1 protein-coding gene is annotated in these 2,359 nt (G+C 72.2%); it reads left to right on the top strand.

The features are described from left to right. Positions 1 to 2,359: non-ribosomal peptide synthetase (locus ACN675_RS28815; protein ID WP_420754060.1), on the top strand; the 2,359-nt coding region annotated here is incomplete at both ends.

Raw genomic sequence — 2,359 nt, forward strand, 5'->3', positions numbered from 1 at the left:
GGCACCCCCGCCGCCACCCTCGTCGCGGCATTCGCCCACTACCTGTCCCGACGCACCGGCCGCCGCGAGGTCACCGTCGACATCCCGGTCTCGGCGCGACCCACCGCGGTCCTGCGCCGCTCGGGCGGCATGCTCGCCAACGTCGCCCCGATCCGGGTGCAGACGTGGCCGGGCGACACCGTCGGCGATCTCGTGGACCGCGTCCAGGGCGAACTGCTCGGTGCACTGCGGCACCAGCGCGGCAATGTCGAGGACATCCTGCGCGACCTCGGTGCCGACGCCGCCGCCCGCGCCGTGACCGGTCCGATGGTCAACGTCATGCTGTTCGACCGGCACCTGCAGTTCGGTACGCTCTCCACCGACTTCCACATCCTCACGACCGGTCCCGTGCCGGATCTCGTCGTGAACGTGTACCGCAGCGGCGCAACGGTATTCGTCGAGTTCGCCGCCAATCCGAATCGCTACGGCGACGACGAGCTGCGGGCGCACCACGACGCCGTCGTCGCGCTCGTCGAGGCGATGCTCGCGGCCGGCCCGGAAACCCGGCTGGCCGATCTCGAGGCCCCGCACCGCACCGTCGTCGGCGGTACCGCCCCGATGCCCGGGACCACGCTGCCGCAGCTGCTGGCCGAGGCGGTCGCCGCGAACCCCGACGGAATCGCGATTGCGGCGCCCGGCCGCCACGTCACGTACGCCGAACTCGACGCCGCGTCGAACCGCCTCGCTCGCGCCCTGCGGAATGCCGGGGTGCGCCGCGAGTCGATCGTCGCGGTGACGCTCACCCGATCCGTCGAGTCGGTGACCGCGGTGTGGGCCGTCGCGAAGGCCGGCGCCGCGTTCGTGCCGGTGGACCCGAACCATCCGGCCGGACGTATCGAGCACATGATCACCGACTCGGAAGTGACTGTCGGCGTCACCCTCTCGTCGACTCTGCACCGGCTGCCCGGCTCGGTGCGCTGGCTCGTGATCGACGAACCCGTCGACGACGTGTCCGACGCGCCGATCACCGACGGCGACCCGGTCCATCCCGGCCAGGCCGCGTACGTGATCTACACGTCGGGATCGACCGGCCTGCCGAAGGGCGTCGTCGTCACCCACCACGGCCTGGCGAACCTCGTGACCGAACAGCGCACCCGCCTCGCCGGCGACCGCGATGCGAAGATGCTCCACTGCGCCTCACCGAGTTTCGACGCGTCCGTGTTCGAAATGCTGTGGGCGGTGGGATCGGCTGCGACCCTGGTCGTCGTGCCCCCGACCGTCTACGGCGGCGACGAATTCACCGAGCTCCTGCGCCGCGAGGCCGTCACCCACATGGTGCTCACCCCGAGCGTGCTGGCCTCGCTCGACCCGGCCGGTCTCGACGCGCTGCGTGTCCTGCTCGTCGCGGGGGAAGCGTGTGCACCGGAACTGGTCGATCGCTGGGCTCCCGGCCGCACGATGCTCGACGGATACGGACCCACCGAAGCGACCGTGATGTCCAATCTCAGCGACGCGCTCGTCCCGGGAGAACCCGTCACCATCGGAGGACCGGGCCGCGGATTCACCGAGGTCGTCCTCGACGCCGCGCTGCGTCCCGTCCCGGCCGGTGTCGCCGGGGAGCTCTACCTCGGCGGGCCCGCGCTGGCGCGCGGCTACCGGGGCCGGCCGGCGCTGACCGCATCGCGGTTCGTCGCCGACCCCTTCGGCGAGTCCGGTGCGCGCCTGTACCGCACCGGTGACGTCGTGCGCTGGCGGACCACCGCCGACGGAACCCCGACCCTCGACTACCTCGGCCGGTCCGACTTCCAGGTCAAGATCCGTGGCATCCGCGTCGAACTCGGGGAGATCGACGCGGCCCTCACCGCCCACCCGGACGTGGACTTCGCCATCACCATCGGACGTCCCGGTCCGGGCGGCGACACCGTGCTGGTGTCCTACGTGCTGCCCGCGGACGGTCCCGATACCGCGGTCCCGGAGGCTGCCGCGCTGATCGAACATCTCCGGGACTTCGTGCCCTCGCACATGATTCCGGCCGCGATCGTCGTGCTCGACGAACTGCCGCTCACCCCGGTCGGCAAGCTCGACCGCGCTGCGCTGCCCGCCCCGGACTTCGCCCGGGCGGAATACCGGGCGCCCGTCACCGGCACCGAACGTGCCGTCGCCGCGGCCTTCGCGGAGGTCCTCGGCCTGGACCGCGTCGGCCTGGACGACAACTTCTTCGACCTCGGCGGCAACTCGCTCAGCGCGACCCGCGTGGTCGCCCGTGTGAACACCGCCGTCGGCACGGATCTGGGTGTGCGGGAACTGTTCGAGGCACCGACCGTCGCCGCGTTCGCCGGGCGTGCCGACGTGGCCGGCCGCCGCGCGGGGGACCGGCCCG

Origin of the sequence: Rhodococcus sp. O3 (assembly GCF_048897285.1) — a bacterium.
GTDB lineage: Bacteria > Actinomycetota > Actinomycetes > Mycobacteriales > Mycobacteriaceae > Rhodococcus.